The organism is Tenacibaculum maritimum NCIMB 2154 (assembly GCF_900119795.1).
Classification (GTDB): Bacteria; Bacteroidota; Bacteroidia; order Flavobacteriales; family Flavobacteriaceae; genus Polaribacter; species Polaribacter maritimus.
In genome coordinates this window covers 2,168,172-2,191,790 of the sequence record NZ_LT634361.1, presented here as the reverse complement: position 1 = coordinate 2,191,790, position 23,619 = coordinate 2,168,172, and the positions used below count along the sequence as shown (strand labels likewise).

Here is a 23,619-nt window from a genome sequence, read left to right as displayed (position 1 = left end):
TTTATTTGATAAAAGGGTAATCTTCTTGTTCATATACCATATCATGTAGCTGATTCAGTTCGGGGAATGGAGAATCTTCTGCGAATTTCTCACATTCTGCCACTTTATCTTTTACTTCCTGATTAATTGCTTTGATTTCATCTTCAGAAGCATACTCATGCTCTCTAATGATATCTAAAACTTGGGTTATAGGGTCTATTTTTTTATATTCTTCAACTTCATCTTTCGTACGATAATGTTGCGCGTCAGACATAGAGTGACCTCTATATCGATATGTTTTCATTTCTAAAAAAGTAGGGCCATCTCCACGGCGAGCTCTTTGAATTGCTTCATCTACAGCTTCTGCAACTTTAATAGGGTTCATTCCGTCAACAGGACCACAAGGCATTTCATAACCTAAACCGAGTTTCCAAATATCAGTATGGTTTGCAGTTCTCTCTACAGATGTTCCCATGGCATATCCATTGTTTTCAACAATAAAAACAACGGGTAACTTCCAGTTCATAGCCATATTAAATGTTTCATGCAAGGAACCTTGTCTAGCAGCTCCATCACCAAAGTAGGTTAAAGTAACAGCATCACTTCCTTTGTATTTGTCAGCAAAAGCAATACCTGCTCCTAAAGGTATTTGACCTCCAACTATTCCATGACCTCCGTAAAAACCAAATTCTTTAGAAAAAATATGCATTGATCCTCCCATACCTTTAGAGGTTCCTGTTGCTTTTCCGTATAATTCAGCCATTACTTTTTTAGGATCTTCTCCCATACCTATTGGTTGAACGTGGTTACGATAAGCAGTAATCATTTTATCTTTAGATAAGTCCATAGCATGTAAGGCACCTGCTAATACGGCTTCTTGACCATTGTATAAGTGTAAAAAACCTCTTACTTTTTGTTGAATATAAACTGCTGCTAATTTATCCTCAAACTTTCTCCAAAATAGCATATCTCTATACCAATTGACGTAGGTTTCTTTAGTGATTTTTTTCATTATGAATAGTTGTTTATTTAATGTTTGTTTGACTTAAAAAAAATAAAGTCTAACTACAAAAGTAGTAGTTTTCTATAACTTAAAAAAAGAGTTTAACAGGAAATAGTAAAAATGGTTTGATTTGTAACCATTTTTACTATTTCATAGCAGTAGTTAGGTACTTTTAAGCTTATTTTTCTCTTATGACATGGGCTATGACTTTTGCCCCTTTAGCAAGAGACCATAGGTCAGATAAAAATACATTTTTATAATCATCATAAATAGTAAATGCTCCAGTATTGGGTCTGAGTTTTCCTTCATCAATGGCTAAAATTTCTATTTTATTAAAGCCTATTTCAAGAGGGATCGTGAAAATTTTTGTATTTCTTCCTAGGGTATAATTAGAAAATAATTTGACACCATTTCTATAAATAGAAATAACATCTCCATCTATTTGACCGAAATCAGCTCCACTGATATGAATGTTTTTGGATTTAGTGTTAAAAGATCCTAAGTCTTTATCAATCATAGGTATTTCGGATCTAAAGCCCTCCATGTTTTTTAGGTAGCGTTGTTTTGCTAGCATTTTTGGGGTGAAAATTCCTTTAGTTTCTATGGCTTTTTCTAGGGCAATATTCCTTTCTTTTTGTTGCTGTTTTTTATGAGCGGTTTTAAACCCATTGCTGTTATTAAAATCTAGTGATGTGGGCTTTTTAATTGTGGTAACAGGAGCGGAGATAGTTTCTAAGGAACTCCCCTTATTTTTGTTTCCTCCAAAGGAATTGTCTAGCTGGGCAAAACAATGAAGCTTTGTGAAGCTCATTATTAATAAAAGTAATTGTGATAGGTGTTTCATATGATTTATTTCTTAAGCAAATATGATACCATTTTTATTTTTATAAGATTTCTTAAAGCTTTACTGGAAAATTAAAATAAGTTTTAGGAAAAGGTTCGTTTCGTAGTGTAAAGTGCCACCATTCGTTTTTATAAGGTTTAAAGTTTTCTTCGAGCATTCGTTTTCTTAGTAAGAAGCGATTGGCATGTTGCTTCGGGGTAAGTTGCTTGGAGAGTACATGTGAAATAGGTCCAAAAAAATCATAAGGACTTCCCATATCTAGTTCTTTTCCTGTTTTTAAATTTACAATAGTTAAGTCCACTGTACTTCCACGAGTATGCCCTGATTTAGAAGCTATATACCCCAGTTTGAAAAGGTGCTTTTTATGAATTTTAGGATAGTATTGTTGCTTCATTACAGTATCTTTTAAGACTTTGGCCCATGCAACGAAATGGTTGACAGCTCTTTGAGGACGATAAGCATCAAAAATTTTTAGACTTAGCCCTTTTGAAAGGAGCTTTTTTTGAACTTTTTGTAAAGCTTTTGCTGTTGGAAGGGTAGTGATTACAATATTGTTTTCATAACCGTCAATAGGAGTACCTATAAAATTGTTGTGAGAGCAGTAGCGTACATCAGATTTTATAGAAGGAGCTATGTCTTTTAAATACACGAAACCGTTAGGTAAATTTTGGGTTGCTACGGACAGTGATGTTAGTAGCAAAATATGTAGTATAAATTGTTTCATGTTTTATTAAGGCATAAAGGTTATAAAAATGCTAATTTAATTGAAAATATATTAAAACCAATATGTATATTATTTTAAGGGGTGGAGATCTTTGATGATAAAGATATTTACAAGTTGATGTGATGCCAATTTAAGAATTTTGTTAAAATGTTAGTTTTGTTTCGGTAATTTTAATTCCTAAATAGAAGAATTCGTAATATAAAATTGTTGTTAGAAAGTATAGAACGGATATTAAAAAGTAAAGGCCGCATAAAGCGACCTTTTTAAGTAAACTAATAAAACCAAGTATTAGTGTGTAATTAGGTTTATGATGCCAACTACATCCATATTATTATTTACCAAATGAAAGCTATTATTGGTATTTTTGAAGTGATTTAAACTTTTTGTTTTGAAGCGAAAATTTAGGTTTTTTTGCCCTAAAACGTCTTTTTTGAGTAACATAGCCTTCGCTACGTTGTGAAAAAAAGCTAAAATTAGGGTGAAATAATACAACTTTGCAGGCATCAAAAAAAATTTAAACCACTTCATTATATATTCACGATCCAGGAAAGTAATAAGGTAAAAATGAGAATAACAAGTTTTATTAAAATGGTGGAAAATAGATATATCATTTCTTTTGTCATTTTTTTGATTTTTTTTGAGATGTTTAATAAGCGTGAATGTTTCCTCCAGAAGAAGATTTTTTAAATACCCTTTTAGGGTTTCCTTTATAGCTTACACTAGCTCCGCTGCTAGCTTTTGCATTGATTTCATTTGTAGTGAAAACTTGAATACTAGCTCCGCTGCTAGTTTTTATGATAGCTACTTTACTTGTTAAATCATAAGCATTTGTAGTGCTTCCACTACTAGCATTTCCAGTATATTGGTCGGTTTCTCCTATAATATTTAAATTAGAACCGCTTGAAGAACTAGATGAAAGAATATTTGTTTTTACTCGAAGTTTCACATAAGAACCACTGCTAGTTTGTATAGTAAAGGTATTGGCAGTTAATGTATTTTCAGTAATTACATAACTTCCGCTACTGCTGGTAATGCTTTTTATAGAAGGGGTGCTAATATAAATATCTTTAGATTTAGCACTTTTTATGTTTTTTTCAGCATAAATCTTTAAGACTTTATTTTGGATTTCTGTTTTTATGACGTTGTGTAGGTTTTCGTCTGCTTCTATTCTTATGTTGCTCTCTTTTCCTTGGGTGATATACACATTTAAACCATTACTAATAGCAATGCTAGAATAGTTTCCTTTTACTTCTCGTTGTTGCTCGATTACATTTCTATTACCTGATATCCCTTTAATGTTATTAAAGAGACATGAAGATAATGTGGTAGCTAGTATCAAGAGTATAAGTGTTTTAGAAATATTTTTCATAGTTATAATATTTTATGAGTTTTTAAAATTCAATTTGTGCACGATTATCGTTGGCTTTTAATTGGGGTGGTTTATTATTTTTTTTCTCTTCTATATAGGTTTCGTATGCATAGCAATCAGTGCAGTAAAATCCTTTAGACCCCATTTTAAAATAATGATTAATCATATCTTTGTCATAGATATTTTCGGTATTATCTATTTGATATAGAAAATGTTTGGAAGAATGGGTGAAAAATATAGTTGTACCCTTAGGAATATAAATAGTAACGAGAACACTTTCATCTTTATAGAGATTGTTGGGGGAGCTTAAAAAATATCCGTTTAGTATAATTTCGTTATTAGTTGTATTGAATTGATAAAGGATTTCTTTGGCATATTCATTTGCTTCTCTACGATTTTTACCTTCGGAGTGTTTTTTTACTTCTATAAAAGGAATATTGATGTCACTTTCTTGAACATCTATTTTTACATTATTGCAATATGATTTTTCTTTGCCATTAAAATCTACTATGTGATGGCTTTTTCTTCTTCTGAAATTGTGTCTATAGTATAATTCATCATTATTTACCACTTTTAGATGTATGGTATCTTTTGAGTTAAAAGGAAGATTACTTTTTGTAACTTTAAGACCATCATATGCCTTTGTAGTACCATATTCAATTCCAGTAAATGTTAGTCCGAAAACAGCTAAAATCCAAACTCCTAATAAAGTTAAAGAAGTTGTTTTAGTAAGTTTATTGATACTACTTGATATAATTCGCAATCCTAGAATAAATAAAATTAAGAAAGGAATTCCTATGACAATTAAGAACAATAAAATGAGTATCCATTTAGGAAGAATAGAATCATAGAAGAAAGCGGGGTAGTAGGTGATGTTATTTCCTATATTGATGAATTCAAGACTCCCTATTGAAAAACCACCGATAATTAATGAAAGTAAAACAATAGCAGCTACAAGCATCAGCAATACGCCTATGAATTTACCAAAAATGCTGAAGATGGCAGTAGTTATTTTTCCCAAGGTATTTAAAAAATCATGAAGCCCTGATTTTGTTTGATTCCGTAACTTTTCATAATCTGCACTAGAAAATTTATCACCTAGTTCACTTGCTCCATCCTTAATTTTTGAAGAAAAATAGTTAAATTCGTCACGTATTTTCTTTTCGATATTATCAATATTTACATCTTCTCCTTCCATTTGCAACTTTTCAGAAGTAGTTTTTGCTTCAGGAAGTAATATCCATAACATGATATACACAAGAGGAGAAAAACCAAAGCCAAAAGTCAATGCAATAAAAGCAATACGAACCCAAATAACATCAATATTAAAGTAATGAGAAAGTCCAGAGGCTACCCCACCCAAAAACTTGTCGTTACCATCTCTAAATAATTTTCTAACGTTTGTTTTCCTTTTAGAAGAAGAGGAATCCGTAAAAGCATCTTCGGTATCCGTATAATCTTCAGGTTGCCCCATGATTGTAATGATATCATCAATATCAGTATTATTAACAACTTGTCTAGCATCTGTAATTCGTTCTAGTAGTAGCTCACTAATTCGTGCTTCTATATCGGCAATGATTTCGTCCTTTCCTTGTGGATCGTTACTAAGGGATAAGGCAATAGCATCTAGATAACGCTTTAGTTTTTGATAGGCTGTTTCATCTATATGAAAGAAGAACCCTCCGAGGTTTATATTAATTGTTTTATTCATTATTTAGTTGATTTTGTGCTTGTAATTAAGTTAACTGCATTCACTAGGTTTCCCCATGTTTTGTCAAGTTCTTTAAGAAACATTTTTCCATTTTCTGTTAAGACGTAATACTTTCTTGGAGGACCAGCGGTTGATTCTTCCCATCTATAAGTCAAGAGTCCTGCATTTTTTAAGCGTGTTAATAATGGATAAATAGTTCCTTCAACAACAATCATCTCTGCGCTTTTAAGTGTAGTTAATATTTCAGAAGTATAAGCATCTCCATTTTGTAGGATAGATAAAATGCAATATTCTAGTACACCTTTTCGCATTTGTGCTTTGGTATTTTCTATCTTCATATATGGTGTTTATTTTATAAGATTAATGGTGGTAAGAGAGGAATGATATTTTTCTTCTTTATTCGTTTGCTGTAAACCTTGAAATGTACTAAAGAAAGAAGTGAAACATAGAGGGATAAAAGAAATATTAAGTAAAAAGATATATAAAGCGAGACTCATGTTAAAATTTAAGACCTCTTTTTCATGACCGTCCAGAAAAATGCTTCTTTTTTTTAATACCTGCCATACTACTAAAGTGATAATGATACTTCTTATAGAAAGTAAGTATCTTGAGAGCCCTGCTAGATCTATTACAGAAGTATTGATATGATCGCTATTATTTTTCATGACTTAAGATTATTGTATAATACTTTTTTATGCAAATATATAGTTTTTAAAAGGTATTATGCAATACATAGTACTGTTTTTATAAAAAAAATATTGTTTTTATAGTATATACAACGAGGTTAGATATTTTTCATACATTGTGAAGCAAATTAAAATTTAACACTTTTTCTGAAAATAACTTTGTTTTTGGAACATTTAAAAAGAATGAATGAAATTAACACCTAGAAAAATTAATGCTTTTACGATGCTAAAATTGCCTGCTGCATATTTTACAGGGGTCAGAGTTAAGCATATTAATGATTGTGAATGTAGTGTAACTGTTAAACATAGATGGGTAAACCAAAACCCTTTTAAATCGCTATTTTGGGCAATTCAAGGAATGGCAGCTGAATTGGCTACAGGAGCTTTGGTAATGAAAGAGATAGATAATTCGGGAAAAAAAATATCTATGTTAGTTACTAATATGAATGCGACCTTTACTAAAAAAGCTACTGGAAAAATTACTTTTGTTTGTAAAGATGGTGAATTGATTAGAAAAGCGATACATAAGTCTATTGAAACAAGAGAAGGACAAGTTGTAGTAATGAAATCAGTTGGGGTTAATAATGAAGGAATTTCTGTTTCTAAATTTGAGTTCGAGTGGAGTATTAAGTTAAAAGAATGATTTTTAGCACAAAAACATGTAACAAATTGTAGGGGTTGACTTCTTATATTTTGTAAAAAATGATTAAAATAAAAAATATGAATGCACATGAAATAGATTATCGCATTTACGGAGAAGAGATGCAGTATGTTGAGATAGAGTTAGATCCAAGAGAAGGGGTTGTAGCAGAGTCAGGTAGCTTTATGATGATGGATGATGAAATAGGAATGAATACGATATTTGGTGATGGATCTAATCAAGAAAAAGGATTATTGGGTAAAATTTTTTCAGCAGGAAAAAGAATTCTGACAGGAGAGAGTTTATTTATGACTGTTTTTACTAATAATGGTCATGGTAAAAAGCAGATTTCATTTGCATCTCCTTATCCCGGTAAGATAATACCAATTGATCTAACGGCGTTTAATGGAAAGTTTATTTGTCAGAAAGATGCATTTTTATGTGCAGCGAAAGGAGTTTCTATAGGGATTGAGTTTTCCAAAAAAATAGGAAGAGGTCTTTTTGGAGGAGAAGGATTTATTATGCAGAAGATGGAGGGAGATGGTCTAGGATTTATTCATGCAGGAGGAACTATGGCAAAAAAGGTATTGTCTTCAGGGGAGGTATTAAAAGTAGATACGGGTTGTATTGTAGGGTTTACTTATGATATTGAGTATGATATTGAGTTTGTAGGAGGAATTAAAAATACAATTTTTGGAGGAGAAGGGCTGTTTTTTGCTACCTTAAAAGGCCCTGGTACAGTGTATATTCAATCGCTTCCATTTAGTAGATTAGCAGGTAGGGTTTTGGCAATGGCTCCCAACAATTCAGGAGATAGAGGAGAAGGCAGTATTTTGGGCGGTTTGGGGAATATTTTGGATGGAGATAATAGGTTTTAAAACAAAAAAGCCGCTAATCAGCGGCTTTTTTTGTTTGTTATTTTATTAAATTCCTAATTCATCCAGTGTTTTAATTAACTTTTCTCCTTCAGAAGGTCTTGGTGCATTAGGACTGATAATTTTTCCTTCAGGATCTATTAATATAAATCTCGGAAGTCCTTTTATAGAATATTTCTTAATAAAATCAGAAGCAAAGGACTTATCGGCAAATAATTGAACTCCAGACATTTCTTTTTCTTCAATAGTAGTTCTCCATTTATCATAAGCATTTTTTGAATCAACACTAATACTAACAAATTCGATATTCTTTCCTACATATTGTTGCTCCAATCTTTTAAGCAAAGGGATTTCTCTTTTACAAAAACCACACCAAGTGGCCCAAACATCTATATATAGGTATTTGCCATGCCCAATCAGATCATCTAAAGAAGTGGTGCCTCCATTATAATTTTCGTAGTTTACAAATTTAGGAGAAGGTTTTCCTTTTGAAGTTAATTCTAACAAATGGAAGATATTCGTAATTTCATCTTTGTGTGCTTTGTTAGAAGAGTATGCCATGAATTTTTTGTAGAATTCTTTTAGATGGGTTGTGTAGGTAATACTTGTTTTAGCACTATTAAATAATAAATCATTTTTAACCAAAGAATCATTTACTTCTGTTTGAACGGTTTCTAAGTAAGTTAAATCATAATCACCATCTTCCCCATTTTTTTTAGTAGTAATTTTCTTTAGCTGTTCTGCTAATATTTTACGATAAGAAAAAGAATTCTTATAATCATCTCCATTGTCAAAGCTTAAGTCGTTTATTACAGTAGGAAAGTTTTTTGAAACAACAAATTCTTTGTCTTTAGATAATAGTCTATGATAATCTTGATAATTATTAAGATTTCTCATGTATTCATAATCAATATTTCTAACCTCTTTCTTTAGAAAGTCAGGAGATAACTCCGAGCTAATAGCTAATTCAGTAAGAGCCTCTTTGTATGCTTCCATCTTGCTAAGAAACTCTTCTTCATTTAGAGAGAATAGTTTATTTGCATTTCCTATAATCTTAGGAAATTTATCAGCTTTTTCTACAAAGTAGTTGTTAATTCTAGCATTAGGTCCATTAAAAGTAATGAAATCTATTTTTTTGTAATCAAAGAAGATTTCAGTATCCTCAGTTTTAGTTAAATATAAATTTACGAGCTTTTTATTTGCTTGAAGAGTATAGTAGCCATCAGGAATTTTTAAGGTATCTACAAAAGAGTTAGTACTTTTGTCAAAAGAAATCTTTTTTTCGAAGCCAAAGCCTTTTAAAGTTATGTCTCTTTTTTTGAAATTGCCAATTTTACCTGATAAAACTAAATAATCTTTCACAGGTTCTTTTTTACATGCAACTATAACAACTCCTATTAGGGATAAAAGTAGTAGTCTCTTCATTATTAGGTTTTTAATTCTTTAATTGTTTATAAGCACCGAAAATAGCTTTTTTGTGCCTCTTTTCAAAGAAATTAACAAACTATTATATGTTTAAATAGAAAAAACTGAAGTAAAAATACTTCAGTTTTTCTTTCTTCCTTTTCTTTAACAATTATCCCACCAATTTTAAACTGTTTGATACATAGTTTTTCATACGGTTCTGGTTTTATGTTAAAGTAGTGTTAAATCAATAACTATGCCGAAAAACAGATTTTTTATAAGATTAGATATAAAAGGTTGTTTTTATGATTTTTATTGGTATTTTATTGCCTTTTTTTTAGTTTGAATAGGTTTCTGATGGTAAAATAGTATTTCTTTTTTTTGTTAATTTATTGGTAATGTTAATGTTTTACTTTTATTGGTTAAAATTATTTTTTTACGATAGAGATGGTATTTGTTTCTCCATTTTGGAATATTGTTTTTATAAAATACATTCCAGGAAGCACATCCATATTTATCAGATGGTGGCTTTTTGAAGATAATTTTCCTTTTTTAACTATTTGCCCCATCGCGTTTGTAATACTATAATTCCCCGTTAATAGCCTTTCGTTTATAATAGTGAAAGCTCCAGAGGTAGGATTTGGGTATATAAGAATGTTATTAATTGTATTTTTAGAGGTAGGTACAGCTCTATTAAAATTTTGATGGATGTAAAAAGTATTACTAATACCAGTATATGGAGTCAGTTTTCCATTCCATCCATTTTTCCATTTTCCATGGTGGATGATTCTGTAGTGACCACTTTCAACATCGGAGGTAATTTTAAACTGTATAGTGATTTTAGAATTAGCAACCCCGTCTCTGTTCCAAATTAATTTAGTATTAGTATCTCTATCTTCATATTTGGAAACCCAAGAATCTCCTATTTTTTTTTGCACTCTAAAATAAGTACTGTTAGTTTTAGGGTCGTTATTAGGATGAGCTCCCCAAAAAGTAACTTCTGCTATTTCATCAGTAGAATAGTTGTCATTCGTATTAGAAAAAATACTCCCGAAACTTTTGAACCAAGGTATATCGTCAAAAAGAATAGGAACAGTTTTATCACTACCTATGTAATTTTTTCTAGGAGGTATTGGGGCTGGGGTATCCCAAGGTGTCACATTTGGATCTGCTAATATGGAGGTTAGTTTTTCAAATTCTTGCCGGTATGCAGCTAAAGTCCATGGACCAAATTGTGTACTTGCTCCTTCGTATTGTTGAGAAGCATATTCTTCTCTAGTGGTAACATAGCCAGAGTAAGCGTCTGAATATCCCGCAAAAACAGTATATTGAATTTCTGTATTTTTATTTTCAAGAACGGTAGCTTTAACTCTTCTTCCTGCCATAACAGTAAACTCAGCAGGAGCTGCTAATATTCCTAATTGTCCTATTTTTAAGATACTGGTAGGTAATATCTTTGGAGTTTTAGGATCATTGTTATTAGCTCCTACATAAAAAAGAGGATCTATAGGTTTTTCCATATGACATCTATCAACTTCGAATCCAGCAGTTGGATTTGATCTTGTTTGCCCCTCTTTACCAATTCCACTTCTACCATCTTCGGCGCCAGCTCTAAAAGAAATGCCCAGCGCGGCCTTGCAAGTGCTTTGATAGTATCCGTCGGTGAATTTTGGGGAAACAAGAATATTAGAGTAATCACTATATCTTGAAACAGCTTTAATAGTTCCTATTAATTGTATGTGTGCATTATTGTATAAATCAAGAGCTTTATAGTACTGACGGTTTCCTATAATTTCAGTACTTTCTTCTTCGTTGTTGCCAGGCCCTGTAGCATTGGTGTATAGATCACTAGGAAGAGGTTGATTTAGATTTGGAGACATATCTCCAGCATTGCTATTTGAAAAAGCAGCAACAAAGGTAGCGGCTCCCTTTCCATAGGAAGCACCTTTGTGTCTTTCGAATTTTAAGGAAGCATGCCCCTTATTATCTCCGCTTGCATATTTATAGCTATTTGATAAATTTGTAGGGTGTACAGCAAACCAAGAAATCATACCAACTTCTGTGTCTCCTTGAATAAATTTTAGCACGGTCATTTGGTCATCAATACTTATGTAGTCATTAGCATCAGCATTTAAATTATAGGCTACAAGAGATCTATTGATACTAGCGTTTGTTAAAGATCCTGTATTATAATAGATTCTTCCAGGAGCCAAATTATTGTGTGCTTGTTGGATGGCATTAAAAATTCCATCAACTAAAATAGTAAAGTTAGTTTTGTAAAAACCGCCTGTAGAAGTATTGTATAACCCATAATGGGAGTATCCTCCTGGAGAAACGTGTGTGTGTGTGGCACTTATAACAACATTAGTATCTGTGTATAAATTACCATATGCTTCGCGGAGTTTTTCAATGACAGCTAGATTTACAGATTGAAAAGTGGCTCCTTTATCAATAGAAACATATACGACGCTATTTTGATGAATATCTTTTACAATATAAGCTCTAGCATACTGTCTGTCTCTGATACCTCCATTTTTGAAGAAAGGATCTCCATAGCCAAAGAATGCACTTTCAGCAATTTGGCCAGTAATGTCTGATATTCCTACCCCAATAGTATAATTGTTACTTTGGGAATAATTAATTTGAAAAATAAATAAAAATAAAATAAAAAGGAACCGTGGTGTTTTTTGGAATTTCATTTAGTTGGTTTTTTAATTACCCTTTAAATTTAATTAATTTATTGATTATTAATGGTATATTTTTTTATAATAAGTATTCATGAGTAACGAGCATATTATAGAAAGCAAAAACTCGTAACAATTATTATGTATTGTTACGAGTTTTTAAAAATAATTGTAGAAAGGTATTATTTCATTTTAGCTAAAAACTCTTGATTCATTTTAACATAACCAGCATTTCCTCTTTTTTTAGCACCAGCCAAAGAAGCTTTCGCAGCTTTTATAGCTCCTTTTTTATCACCAGCTTTGGCAAGAATTAAAGATTGTTGACGTAAAAACCAAAAGCGTGGTTGATCTTTGGTCATGGCAACAGCTTTATTAATCCATGTTTTAGCTTGGTTAATATCTTTGTTTTCTTGTAAATAATAAACAGCAGCTTTATAATAATCATTGGCACTTGGGCCCTGCATTGTTTTGTTTATACTAGCAGAAACAGTACTGTCTGTTGGTACAGAAAAAGGAATTCCTACATATGTTTTGTCCCATAATATTCCTAAGGTAGCAGCATTATTTTTTAAATTGTCAAAAGTAATAGTAAATGTTTCAACAGGAGTTGAAATAGGCGTCGGTTTAATAGAAGTTCTTAAAGCAACTTTGGTCTCATCCCATTTTTCTGGTACTCCCCAATTTGAACTATCATTATAAAAAATAACTTCCCAAGAATTTTTATTAGGAATTGTATAAATAGCATAAGTTCCTTCTTTTAACTCTTTGCCGTCAATGGTAATATGATCTGTAAATGTAATTTTTGTATTTGCATTAGCACCAGTTCTCCAAGTTTTACCAAAAGGAACCAAATCGCCAAATATAGCTCTTCCTCTCATACCAGGTCTTGAATATTCTAAGGTAACATCCGTCAATCCTACTTTTTGTTCGATTTTAGAAGAAGGACTAGGCTGTGGAGTTTTGACCTGTGCGTTTGTACTAACAGTAGCCGTAATAATTAATAAACTTAATAATATTTTTTTCATAATAGAAAGGTTTGTTTTACTTTATGTCGATAAAATTACAATGAATTACAATTGTAAATGTTAATGAAAACTTAAAATAAAGGGTTGTATATTTGAAGAAAATAAAAGACCATTGAAAAAATATTTTGCAGAATTTATAGGTACATTCATTTTAATTTTTTGTGGAACAGGAGCTATGACTATAAATGAGGTAACAGGAGGAGAGGTAACGCACGTAGGGATTGGTTTGACATGGGGGTTTGCTGTAATGGCAATGATTTATGCTTTTGGAGAAGTTTCTGGAGCACATTTAAACCCAGCCGTATCTATTGCTTTTGCATACGCGAAGAAGTTTTCTTGGAGAGAGGTGCCGAAATATATAGTAGCTCAGCTTTTGGGAGCCATTTTAGCAAGTGTGGTATTGTGGTTGTTATTTCCTAAGAGTGAGTATTTAGGCGCAACAATTCCTTCTATGGAATCTTGGAGAGCTTTTATTTTAGAATTTTTATTGAGCTTTTTTTTAATGTTAACGATTATAAATGTATCTACAGGGAGTAGAGAAGTAGGAACCATGGCAGGTATCGCTATTGGAGGTATGGTATTATTAGAGGCTATTTTTGCAGGCCCTATGACAAAAGCATCAATGAATCCTGCTCGTTCTATTGCTCCTGCATTGATATCTGGGCATTTGGAACATTTATGGTTGTATATTTTGGCACCTGTATTGGGGGCACTATTAGCTGTAATATCTTGTAAATTAGTAAAAAACGATAACTGTTGTGATGAAAACTGTTAGTATTTTAGGTTGTGGTTGGCTAGGAAAACCCCTAGCAGCCTCTTTGTTGAAAAAAGGGTATGTAGTAAAAGGATCTACAACTTCAGAAGAAAAATTGGAAGCATTAAGAGAAGTAGGAATAATTCCTTTTCTGATAGATATTTCTCAAGAAAGTGAAATAGGTGAGTTTTTAGCTTCGGAAATTCTTATTGTAGCGATTACCTCAAAAGATTATGAAAGTTTTAACAGGTTGATTTCTCAAATAAGGCAATCAACTATAAAGCAAGTCATTTTTATAAGTTCAACATCGGTATATGAAAATTTAAACAAAGTGATAAAAGAAGAGGAAGCTACATCAAACTCACCGCTAATTGATATTGAAAACTTGTTTAGAAAGGAGTCTGATTTTGGCGCTACGATAATAAGATTTGCAGGATTATTGGGAGGAAATAGGCATCCAGGTAACTGGTTTAAAGGGAGAAAAATAGGGCAGCCCAATGGTTTTGTAAATATGATTCATAGAGAGGATTGCATTGGTGTTATTCAGGAAATTATCAATCAAGAATGCTGGAATGAAACGTTAAATGCCTGTTCAAATCATCATCCGACTAGAAGAGAGTTTTATACAAATGCAAAATTGAAACTAGGTTTAGAAGTTCCTGAGTTTATAGAGGAAGCAATATTGTCATATAAAATTATTAGTTCAGAAAAATTACAAAGAAAGTTGAATTATGTATTTCAGTATGATGATTTGTTGGCAATTTAATTGAAGAAATTCTATTTTTTTGATTTTTAAAGTTTCGCGTTTTGTAGAGATACGAAAGCGAAATTTCACAGCATTTTTTGAAAGAAAAACAATTTTGTAAAAAAAATCATAAAAAAGGTAAAGGATTTACGGGCTCGATTTTGTAATCTTTTATTCTTATATGGACTTAATATATTTTTCTTTTAAACGATACTTTTTCAATTTTAAATTGTTAAAATTAAGTTATATTTCATAAATTTACCTATAACTTTATTGATAATAAAATAAACTTTTTTTGTGTTTTAAACACTTTATTTTTAGTTGTTTATTATTGTCTAAAATATTTTTAACCCTTTCAATATAACCCCCAAAAGAATTGAACCCTTTCCTAATTAATATTTGTATAGTTATCAAAATAAATTAGATTGGTTTTGATTTTACTTATCTAAGTAAACAATATGAAAACAAAACTTTTTTTAGCATTTTTTTGCTTGGTAGCAATTTCATTTGCTCAAACCAAGAATGGATTTCCTAATCCTAAATACCCAGAATTATTTAAAACATTAGGTACACCAATAAAAGATTCTGATCCAGAATGGGTACGATTAATGTATAGTAAAAACCCTAATTTTTTTAAAATAAAAGAAGCTTATGATAAGTATTATAGCGTGAATCTTCTTAAAAAAACAACTCATACGCAAAATTATAAGCATTTTTATAGAATTGTATCTCAAAATCATTATTATACGAATAAAGGAGATATTTTTATTTCAGAAGAAGAAGGCATCCAAGAACAAAAATCGGTGTATCCAAAGAGTACATTGGGTACTAATTGGTCTCCTGTAGCTCCAATACAAACTATTGCTCTAGATAATGGAGGAGTTACTGTATCTGCTCAAGTAAATGTTTATGCTATGGCACAATCTCCATCAAATCCTAATGTATTGTTTTGTAGTACAGAAACAGGAGCAGTGTTTAAATCAGTAGATAAAGGGTTGAATTGGATAGAAGTAGGAGCTGATATCTTCCAAAGCAATGCACAAGCTATTAAAATAGATCCTACTGATGAAAATATAGTATATATAGCCTTGAATAGAGATTTATATAAAACTACAAATGGAGGTCAAACTTGGAATGTTATATTAAATACAAGTTACCAATATGATATAGAAATAAATTATGCGAATACAAACATATTGTATTTGGCAGGTAACTTTGGTCTTAAAAGAAGTGCTGATGCTGGGCAAACATGGACTGATATTTTAACGGATAAGGTAACTGATATTGAGTTTAAGAGTGATGATCCAAGCACTGTTTTTGCAGCAAAATATAATACAACAGGAAATTACTACGAAATATGGAAATCTATGGATAATGGACTTAGTTTTGAAGCAAAAATAACAGGTTGGTTTACACCTACTAATAATGGTAAGGCAGCTCATGCGCAAGGTGCTAAAATAGCAAATACAAAGGCAGACGGTAATAGGTTATATGTTTTATTGCTAGGATCAGATGTTAGCTACGCAGAAGATTTAAATTATCTGGGAGTTTATAGAAGTGATGATGCAGGAGAAACTTGGACCCTACCTTATGATGGTAATGGTGATGGGCAACCTGATAATAACCCTGGAGGACCTTATTCTTGTGATCACTGGGCAATGTCAACTTTTAATGTTTGCGGAGGAAGTTATGACCAAGGATTTTATAATGCAGATATAGATGTTTCAGATACGAATGCAGATGAATTTTTAGTGGGGATGTTAAATCTTTTTAGATCTTCTGATGGAGGAGTTACTTTTAAGGTACATGGAGGGTATGGATGTAGCAATTGTAAGCCGTATTACCGACATCCAGATCAACAAGATATTCTAATCCAAGGGAATGATGTTTGGGTATGTAGTGATGGTGGAATTGATTATTATGGTCCTGATTTAGAAATTATAGAATCTAGAATGAAAGGAATTACAACTTGTGAATTATGGGGGTTTGACCAAGGATGGAATGAAGATGTTCTTGTAGGAGGGAGATACCATAATGGAAATATGGCTTATCATGAAAATTACGAAAATGGAACTACGATAAGGTTAGGTGGTGGTGAGAGTGCAACTGGATTTGTAAATCTAGGAGAAAATAGAAAAGTATATCATGATGACATAGGAGGTAAATTAATTCCAGAAACCTTGCAAGGAAATGTCACATCAATTCCTAATTTTTCAAAATATCCTAAATCAGGAAATAGCCTTGAGAAAAGTGAAATAGTTAATGATCCTAGATGGTGGAACAATGTATATTTAGGAAGTGAAAATAAATTATGGAAAAGTGAAGACTATGGTAAGAATTATGAGTTACTAAAAGAATTTGGAATAGCGGGGAATACTGTTAGAGGAATAGAAATTTCTAGAGCTAATCCGGCAATTATGTTCGTAAATTTACATGTTGGAGCTTCTGTGAAATTGTATAAAACAGTAGATAGTGGCGTAACTTGGGAGGAATTGAACTTGCCGATATATTCTAATAAATATACACTTAGTTTAAATGCTGAAAATGAGCTTTTCATAGCTTTTGATAAGTCGGGGAATTCTTCGCAAAAAGTATATAAATCGACAGACTTAGGAGAAAATTGGGAAAATTTATCAACTGATGCATTAAATGGAATTGTATTAAGAGATATAGAAGTTCAAGACGGAACGGATGGAGGAGTTTATGTATTCGGATCAAGAGAGGCTTTTTATAAGAATAATACTATGGCTGATTGGGTGAATATTTCTTCAGGTCTTCCTAAAAGCTTTAGATTATTAGATGCTAAATTATTTTATAAAAAGAGTAAAATAAGAATGGCAGGTAACAGAGGTGTTTGGGAAAGAGATTTTTATGAATTATCGAAACCAAAAGCACAGCCAATGGTTTCTCATAAAGAAGCTTTTTGTAATCGAGAGGAAATCCAATTTGAAGATTATTCTATTTTAGATCATACAAATGCTACTTGGGAGTGGGAGTTTCCAGGAGCTCAATCAGTATCATCAACAACTGTTAGAAACCCAAAAGTTACTTATGCTACTCCAGGAGAATATGATGTTACATTAACAATAACGAACCCTCAAGGAACTAGTACTAAAACTATTCAGAATATTATTAAATTTAATAGAAGTTTGTGTAGTCCACAGCCTAGCCCGGAAAAAGCAGTTGTTTTTACAGGAGAAAATAATCAATATTTAACAACTTCTCCAAAAGAATCTATTCAAACAGATGCATTTACATTTACAGGGTGGATTAAGCCTAACGGTATTCAGCCTAATTATTCTTCAGTGTTTTTTATTCCAGGGGGGCCTACGTTAGATTTTAAAAATAGTAAAAATGAACTAGGAACCCATTCAGGAGGGCTTTGGTGGTATAATTCAGGATTAGTTGTACCTAAAGATAAATGGTCATACGTAGCTTTAATATATACTACTAGTAAAGTAACTTTAGTACTTAATGAAAAAACGTATGAAATTAATAGAAGTTTTAATTCCTTGGATATAAAAAGAATTGATTTAGGTATTCATAATCTTAGAAATGATAGGAAGTATAAAGGAATGCTTGACGAGGCTACTTTTTGGAATAGAGCACTTACTCTTGATGAAATTAGAGCGCAAAGGCATTTAACGAAGCCTATTAATATGGATGCTGCTATTTTTGCTTACTACCAATTTAATGATATTAATGGGAGTAATGTAATTTATGATGTAAAAGGAAGTAATGATTTATCTGTGATTAATAATGCTATTATAGAAGAATCTACTTGTCCTGTTGGACCAGGAGTTTCTCAAAAGATGGTAATTGACGGGAATCATACGGTTTATGATTTTGATGAGGTTAAATTGAGGTTGACTACAGGAGCAAATAACTTTAATGGCGCAGTGTATGCTTCAAAAATAAATTTGCATCCAAATATAGTTCCTGAAGAAGGGTTTGAGTACCATAAGGAGTATTATATTATTGATAATTATGGAACAGAGAGTACTATAGGAACGTTGGATAAGTTAGAGTTATATGGGTTTGATAATTTAGATCCTAGCATTGATTACAATATCTATAAAAGAGAAAGGAACACCGATGAAGAATGGACACTTATAGGAGCAACGGATTCATCAGAAAACCAAATAGCAGTATTTAATACCATTGATATAGCTAATTTACAACCAGTAGGAGATGGGGAGCCGCAATTGAATTCAGCAACGCAATTAATGTTAAAATCAACAGCAGTGAGTACCTTGTCAAGTGAAGGAGCCATTGCTAGTGAAAAGAAGATTGTTTTGTATCCTAACTTGTCATCTCAAAAAGATGGGTTTGCTTTTAAAAATATAGGAGAGCGAGCTGTTTTATCAATTTTTGATGTTAAAGGAAAGGCTATCTACAAGTCAGTAGTAAAGGAAAATCAAAGGATAAAAGCAATTCAAAAGGCAGGAGTTTATTTTTATACAATAATGACTAAAGATAAAATTCAAAGAGGAAAAATAATAACCAAATAAAGGTAATTTTAAGAAGGGCAATACTAATTTAGTTTTGCCCTTTTTAAATAAAAATAACTATTTTCTTAGAAGTGTGTCTGTAAAATAATGTTTACAGTCTAAAAAATGCTTTTCCACACTAAAATTTGTTTTTTGAGCTAAAGAGCTCAATTCTTCAAGATCATATTTTTTAGACAGCTCTGTCCATATCAGCTCATTATAATCAAAGTTAAAATGCTGAGCTATTTTTTTTAAGTAAACAGTTTGTTTTCGGAGGCTTATAAGATAGCTTCTAACTTCTCCGTTGATGGGGTTGTAATGGCAGTAAAAATCAAAATCATCTATTTTAAAATCTCCTTCAAACTCTTTATTGATTCGAAGTAGCAAATTGATATTAAAACGTTTTGTTATTTTGTGAGGATCATCATATGCAAACTGAATTACTCTAGGATTCTTTTTTAAGTCAGCTCCGAGTAGTAGTTTGTCTCCCTTTTTCATATTTTTATTAAAGAGCTCCATTAGGTTTACAGCATCTTTATAGAGGTAATTTCCAATATTACTTCCTAAGAATAATAAAAGGCTAGGGGTTTGCGTGTGCACATTTTCTTTATTTAAAACATCAAAGTAATCTCCTATTTTAGGATTTATTTTTAAGTTAGGGAGCCTTTCTTTTAAATTACGTACTAAATTGTTCATTGCTCCTTCTGAAATATCAATTGGAATGTATTGGAAATCAATGTGGTTATGAACGAGATGTTCAAGTAGTTTAAAAGTTTTAAAGCCATCACCCGCGCCAAGCTCAATAATATTAAAAGGTTGTTTAAAATTTACAGCTTCTATTATTTGTTGTGCTTGTAGTGATAGTATTTCAAATTCGCTATTTGTTAAATAATATTCGGGCATTTGCATGATCTCTTGGAAGATCTTGCTCCCGTTATCGTCATAAAAATATTTAGAAGAAAGATGTTTTTCCTTACTAGAAAAACCTTTTATAATATCTTTGGCAAAAGTATGATTCATGAATCGGTTTGTTTTTTTAGTTATTTATTAATAATAAAAAAGAGGGTAAATAGTGAATGTAAAAATGAACAGAGAGAGTTAAAGTAAAAATCTAGTCTTTATTTTACCAAACGAATTCCAGAAAACATCCACCTCAAATTAGGAGGGAAGAAATTTCTATAAGTTTTTCTACGATGTTCTTTAGGTGTTGCAATAGAAGCCCCCCTAAGTACATGTTGATTTACCATAAATTTTCCATTGTATTCTCCCAGAGCACCTTCTGCTTTTTTATAATTAGGATAAGGAAGGTATGCACTGCCTGTCCATTCCCATAGATTTCCCCAGTTAAATTTATCGGAAGCTACTTCCCATTCAAATTCTGTAGGTAAGCGCATTTTTTTCCATTCAGCAAATGCAAAAGCTTCATAATAACTAATATGTGTTACTGGTAAATCTAAATTGATACTTTGGAGTCCATTATAATTGTAATATTTCCACTCGTTATTTACTTGGTGCCAATATAGAGGCGCTTTAATAGCATTTTTTTGAATAAAATCCCAGCCCTCAGCATGCCATAAATTAAAGTTTTGATAGCCGCCATCAGCTATGAACTCGATAAATTCTCTATTGGTAACGAGTTTGTTTGCTATGGAAAAAGGATTGAGATATACTTTATGAACCCCTAATTCATTGTCAAATGAAAAACTATTTTTTTGGTGCCCAATTTTATAGACACCTTCTTCGATATTAAAATATGTTAAAGTATCATTTTCAATAGGAAGCTGTAATGAAGATTCAAAGGCAGGAAAGGTAGGCTGATGCCCTAAGATGTATTTGATATCATAAGCTAATAACTCTTGGTGTTGTTCTTCATGATGGATTCCTATTTCTATAAGTTGTGCAATTTCATTAGAAAAAACAACATTATTATGGAACAACATTAAAATTTGCTCAGTGATATAAGCTCTATAATAATATACTTCTTTTACAGTAGGACGCGTCATTAATCCACGATTAGGCCTTAAAACACGTTTTCCAGCATTATTATAATAGCTGTTAAATAAATAAGCAAAATCAGTGTTGTACACTTTATAATTAGGAAGATATTTGACCAGTATAAACTGTTCAAAAAACCAAGTAGTATGAGCTAAATGCCATTTAGGAGGAGATACATCTACAACAGGTTGAACAGAATAGTCCTCATTTTTTAGAGGATTACAAAATACCTCCGTTTGTTTCCGAGTAGTTTTGAATCTTAATAATAAGCTTTCCTTTTTATTCATGGCATTATATTAAGTTTGTTTCAAAGAATACTTCACTAGCTACTGTTTTGTGTACAGGGCATTTTGAGGCAATATTTTTTAACCGTTCACGCTGTTTATCATCTAAGTTGCCAATCAGTTTTATTTTTTTTGAAATATGATCTATGCTACCAAGAGTATCTAAGCCAAGTTCTTCTGCATGTTTTTTAGAATGAGATATATAAACATAAACTTCCTTTAAGTCCCATTGCTTTCTTTGTGCATATAGCTTTAAAGTCATAGTGGTACAGGAAGCAATACTAGCGCTTAAATATTCGTAAGGAGAAGGACCGAAATCATTTCCGCCGAAGTTAGTAGGTTCATCAGCAATAAAGGAATGTTTTTGAGTTTGTAGAGAAGTGGTAAAATGATCTTCTACTAAATTTAGGTGTGCTACGAGTTGTTCGCCATCAGGTGCTAGCATGATATTTTCTTGAGGCTCAAAGAAATGTTGCGCCCACGTTCCTATCATATTTCCAGCATACAAGCTATCTTTACGTTCTGTAAGCAGGTGGTTTGCCTTGTCTAAACTCACAAAGCTTTTAGGATGTTTAGCTCCATGGTACAGTTGGTGTGCATTTTCAATTTCAACAACCTTATCAATAGGAGAATGCATGATGAGTAGTGGTTTGCGTAGTTTTCTGGTAATTGCGGGCAGGTCTGTTTTACTAAAATCAGCTACAAACTCTTGGTTTATTTTAAAAGGTCTGCCTCCAATATTAACTTCAACTTCTCCTTTTGTTTTCACTTCTTCAATAGCATGAGAAAATAAATGCGTAACGTGGTTAACAGTTGCAGGAGCTCCTATAGTGGCAACAGCTTTAATATTAGCCAATTTGGAAGCGGCTACTATTGCAGCAGCTCCACCTAAAGAATGTCCTATAAGTAATGATGGGGCACTAAAATTTTCAGTAATATAATTATTTACAGCAATCAAGTCATCAACATTGGCGGAAAAGTGACTTTCAGAAAAATCTCCTTCGCTTCTTCCTAAGCCTGTAAAATCAAATCGAACCACACCAAAACCATGATTGGTTAATGATCTACTAATATTTTTAACAGCATTAATACTACTATGGCAAGAAAAGCAATGAGCAAAAACCGCATAATATTGAGGTTTTTGATTTGCAGGTAATTCCATATAAGCACGTAATTTATATTCCTTTGAATTGGTAATGTTTAGTTGTAGTGTGTTCATTTTTTAATTGATTAAGTGAGAGAGCTCTTCTGTTTTTACATTTTTAGAAAACATATTTAATAACAACCTTAATTTTGGATTGATAAAGGTTTCGCAAAAGGGTTTTTTAGGATTCTTTTTGTAGTATTCTTGGAAATTTTCTGTATTAGGTTTGAATGCAGAAAAGGGATATACTTTGGTAATAATTTTATTGTCAAACTCGTTTTGAAACTCCTTTAGAATTTGCATGCTTTCAAATTTTTGTTCTTCGGAGAAAGTATAAATGGCAGAACGATATTTTTTTCTCATAGAATGTTCACTAGTACTTTTATGCGTGTATAAGTGAATTGCTATTAACGTTTTTAAGGAAATTTGGTTGGGAAAAAAATGTATGATGACAGCTTCAGAAAAACTGCTATGATCTCCTGTAGAGGCAACCCATCCTTGATGTACCTTTTGGACCCCTTTTAAATATTGGAAAACAGCTTCAGTACACCAGTGGCAACCTCCACCGAATGCTATTTTAATTAACATTTGCTTATAAGTTATGGTTATTTTCAAATTGTAACTTTCGTATGCCAACTGCTCTAAAAGCATAGATGATTAACAATACGAATGCAATAAAAATTAATACGGTACCTAGGTATAGTAGTAAGCTAGGAGGGTCAAAAAATGATTCATTTTTTAATACAGCTCCAGAAATGCCAGATAGTACATAAATTCCCGCAGCCAAGTAAAGTAAAGCACTAGACCTTGTTAGAAGTCCTAGTTGTTTAAGTTTTTTGGCAGAAATTAAATGCTGAAAATCTGTACATTTTTCGGAGAGTAGCAAATTAATCTCTGTACTCAATGCCATCATTTGACTTGTAGTTGACATGATGAGCATGCCTATGGCTGGTAGTATTGTAATTGGTAGGTACCATTGTGTCATATCCTATATTTTTATGCTTACACCTTTCCAAAAGGCAATATAATTTTTAATATGCTTTGCTTTATTTGAGGGATGTTTATAGTACCAAGCAGCATCTTTATTTTCTTGCCCGTTTACAAGTAACGTATAGTAAGAGGCCTGCCCTTTCCAAGGGCAGGTACTCTGTGTTTTACTATGTTTAAAAAAAACTTTATGGATGCTTTCTGGTGGGAAATAATGATTTCCTTCTACGATTTCTGTAGTTTCACTTTCTGCAATTATTTGGTTATTTCAAACAG

The 23,619-nt window shown here is 31.9% G+C and carries 21 protein-coding genes; 5 read left to right on the top strand and 16 right to left on the bottom strand.

Going from position 1 to position 23,619, the window contains the following annotated elements; all coding sequences use genetic code 11:
- Position 1: 1 nt before the first annotated feature.
- From pdhA to MARIT_RS09690, 7 genes are all read right to left on the bottom strand, one after another.
- Entirely contained in the window at positions 2-991 is a 990-nt protein-coding gene (gene pdhA, locus MARIT_RS09725; RefSeq protein WP_024741245.1) for a pyruvate dehydrogenase (acetyl-transferring) E1 component subunit alpha, read from the bottom strand.
- 169 nt (positions 992-1,160) lie between these two features.
- Positions 1,161-1,826, bottom strand: coding sequence for a hypothetical protein (locus MARIT_RS09720; protein ID WP_024741246.1), 666 nt, complete (start codon positions 1,824-1,826; stop codon positions 1,161-1,163).
- Positions 1,827-1,878: 52 nt separating this feature from the next.
- Complete coding sequence (locus MARIT_RS09715) at positions 1,879-2,550, bottom strand: M15 family metallopeptidase (RefSeq protein WP_100211410.1); 672 nt, start codon at positions 2,548-2,550, stop codon at positions 1,879-1,881.
- Positions 2,551-3,196: 646 nt separating this feature from the next.
- Positions 3,197-3,919, bottom strand: coding sequence for a head GIN domain-containing protein (locus MARIT_RS09705; RefSeq protein ID WP_100211408.1), 723 nt, complete (start codon positions 3,917-3,919; stop codon positions 3,197-3,199).
- Positions 3,920-3,941: 22 nt separating this feature from the next.
- Positions 3,942-5,630, bottom strand: a complete 1,689-nt coding sequence (locus MARIT_RS09700) for a PspC domain-containing protein (RefSeq protein WP_100211407.1) — start codon at positions 5,628-5,630, stop codon at positions 3,942-3,944.
- The gene (locus MARIT_RS09695) at positions 5,630-5,968 is read right to left on the bottom strand and encodes a PadR family transcriptional regulator (RefSeq protein ID WP_024741251.1); all 339 of its coding nucleotides are present in this window, start codon (positions 5,966-5,968) and stop codon (positions 5,630-5,632) included. Before MARIT_RS09695 ends, MARIT_RS09700 begins: the two co-directional genes overlap by 1 nt.
- A 9-nt stretch (positions 5,969-5,977) precedes the next feature.
- A complete protein-coding gene (locus tag MARIT_RS09690) occupies positions 5,978-6,295 on the bottom strand; it encodes a DUF4870 domain-containing protein (protein ID WP_100211406.1) in 318 nt (105 codons plus the stop codon).
- Between the two features lie 208 nt (positions 6,296-6,503).
- On the opposite strand from MARIT_RS09690, the gene MARIT_RS09685 reads away from it, so the two are divergent.
- Together MARIT_RS09685 and MARIT_RS09680 are read left to right on the top strand one after the other, a co-directional pair.
- Complete coding sequence (locus MARIT_RS09685) at positions 6,504-6,959, top strand: DUF4442 domain-containing protein (protein WP_100211405.1); 456 nt, start codon at positions 6,504-6,506, stop codon at positions 6,957-6,959.
- A gap of 77 nt (positions 6,960-7,036) precedes the next feature.
- Positions 7,037-7,834 carry a TIGR00266 family protein gene (locus tag MARIT_RS09680; RefSeq protein WP_024741254.1) on the top strand — a complete coding sequence of 266 codons (798 nt, stop codon included), beginning with the start codon at positions 7,037-7,039 and terminating at the stop codon, positions 7,832-7,834.
- 45 nt (positions 7,835-7,879) lie between these two features.
- Here the strand turns inward: MARIT_RS09680 and MARIT_RS09675 are convergent, their stop codons facing one another.
- The 3 genes from MARIT_RS09675 to MARIT_RS09665 form a co-directional block, all read right to left on the bottom strand.
- Complete coding sequence (locus tag MARIT_RS09675) at positions 7,880-9,256, bottom strand: TlpA family protein disulfide reductase (RefSeq protein ID WP_024741255.1); 1,377 nt, start codon at positions 9,254-9,256, stop codon at positions 7,880-7,882.
- Positions 9,257-9,663: 407 nt separating this feature from the next.
- Positions 9,664-11,934 carry a neutral/alkaline non-lysosomal ceramidase N-terminal domain-containing protein gene (locus tag MARIT_RS09670; protein ID WP_100211404.1) on the bottom strand — a complete coding sequence of 757 codons (2,271 nt, stop codon included), beginning with the start codon at positions 11,932-11,934 and terminating at the stop codon, positions 9,664-9,666.
- Positions 11,935-12,101: 167 nt separating this feature from the next.
- Positions 12,102-12,944 carry a DUF2911 domain-containing protein gene (locus MARIT_RS09665; protein ID WP_024741257.1) on the bottom strand — a complete coding sequence of 281 codons (843 nt, stop codon included), beginning with the start codon at positions 12,942-12,944 and terminating at the stop codon, positions 12,102-12,104.
- A 112-nt stretch (positions 12,945-13,056) separates the two neighbouring features.
- Here MARIT_RS09665 and MARIT_RS09660 point away from each other — a divergent pair, with 112 nt between their 5' ends.
- From MARIT_RS09660 to MARIT_RS09650, 3 genes are all read left to right on the top strand, one after another.
- Positions 13,057-13,719: an MIP/aquaporin family protein gene (locus MARIT_RS09660; RefSeq protein ID WP_024741258.1), complete on the top strand. Its 663-nt coding sequence runs from the start codon at positions 13,057-13,059 to the stop codon at positions 13,717-13,719.
- Positions 13,706-14,464, top strand: coding sequence for an SDR family oxidoreductase (locus MARIT_RS09655; protein WP_100211403.1), 759 nt, complete (start codon positions 13,706-13,708; stop codon positions 14,462-14,464). Before MARIT_RS09660 ends, MARIT_RS09655 begins: the two co-directional genes overlap by 14 nt.
- Before the next feature lie 437 nt (positions 14,465-14,901).
- Positions 14,902-18,954, top strand: coding sequence for a VPS10 domain-containing protein (locus tag MARIT_RS09650; protein ID WP_100211402.1), 4,053 nt, complete (start codon positions 14,902-14,904; stop codon positions 18,952-18,954).
- 57 nt (positions 18,955-19,011) lie between these two features.
- Here the strand turns inward: MARIT_RS09650 and MARIT_RS09645 are convergent, their stop codons facing one another.
- The 6 genes from MARIT_RS09645 to MARIT_RS09620 form a co-directional block, all read right to left on the bottom strand.
- Positions 19,012-19,953, bottom strand: a complete 942-nt coding sequence (locus tag MARIT_RS09645) for an L-histidine N(alpha)-methyltransferase (RefSeq protein WP_024741261.1) — start codon at positions 19,951-19,953, stop codon at positions 19,012-19,014.
- A gap of 98 nt (positions 19,954-20,051) precedes the next feature.
- Positions 20,052-21,215 (bottom strand): ergothioneine biosynthesis protein EgtB, encoded by a 1,164-nt coding sequence (egtB, locus tag MARIT_RS09640; protein WP_100211401.1) that lies wholly within the window; start codon positions 21,213-21,215, stop codon positions 20,052-20,054.
- Positions 21,216-21,219: 4 nt separating this feature from the next.
- Complete coding sequence (locus MARIT_RS09635; RefSeq protein ID WP_024741263.1) at positions 21,220-22,431, bottom strand: bifunctional alpha/beta hydrolase/OsmC family protein; 1,212 nt, start codon at positions 22,429-22,431, stop codon at positions 21,220-21,222.
- A gap of 3 nt (positions 22,432-22,434) precedes the next feature.
- A complete protein-coding gene (locus tag MARIT_RS09630; RefSeq protein ID WP_024741264.1) occupies positions 22,435-22,944 on the bottom strand; it encodes a peptide-methionine (S)-S-oxide reductase in 510 nt (169 codons plus the stop codon).
- A gap of 4 nt (positions 22,945-22,948) precedes the next feature.
- Complete coding sequence (locus MARIT_RS09625) at positions 22,949-23,341, bottom strand: hypothetical protein (RefSeq protein ID WP_024741265.1); 393 nt, start codon at positions 23,339-23,341, stop codon at positions 22,949-22,951.
- Positions 23,342-23,344: 3 nt separating this feature from the next.
- A complete protein-coding gene (locus MARIT_RS09620; protein WP_317042299.1) occupies positions 23,345-23,599 on the bottom strand; it encodes a DUF427 domain-containing protein in 255 nt (84 codons plus the stop codon).
- Between the last annotated feature and the right edge of the window lie 20 nt (positions 23,600-23,619).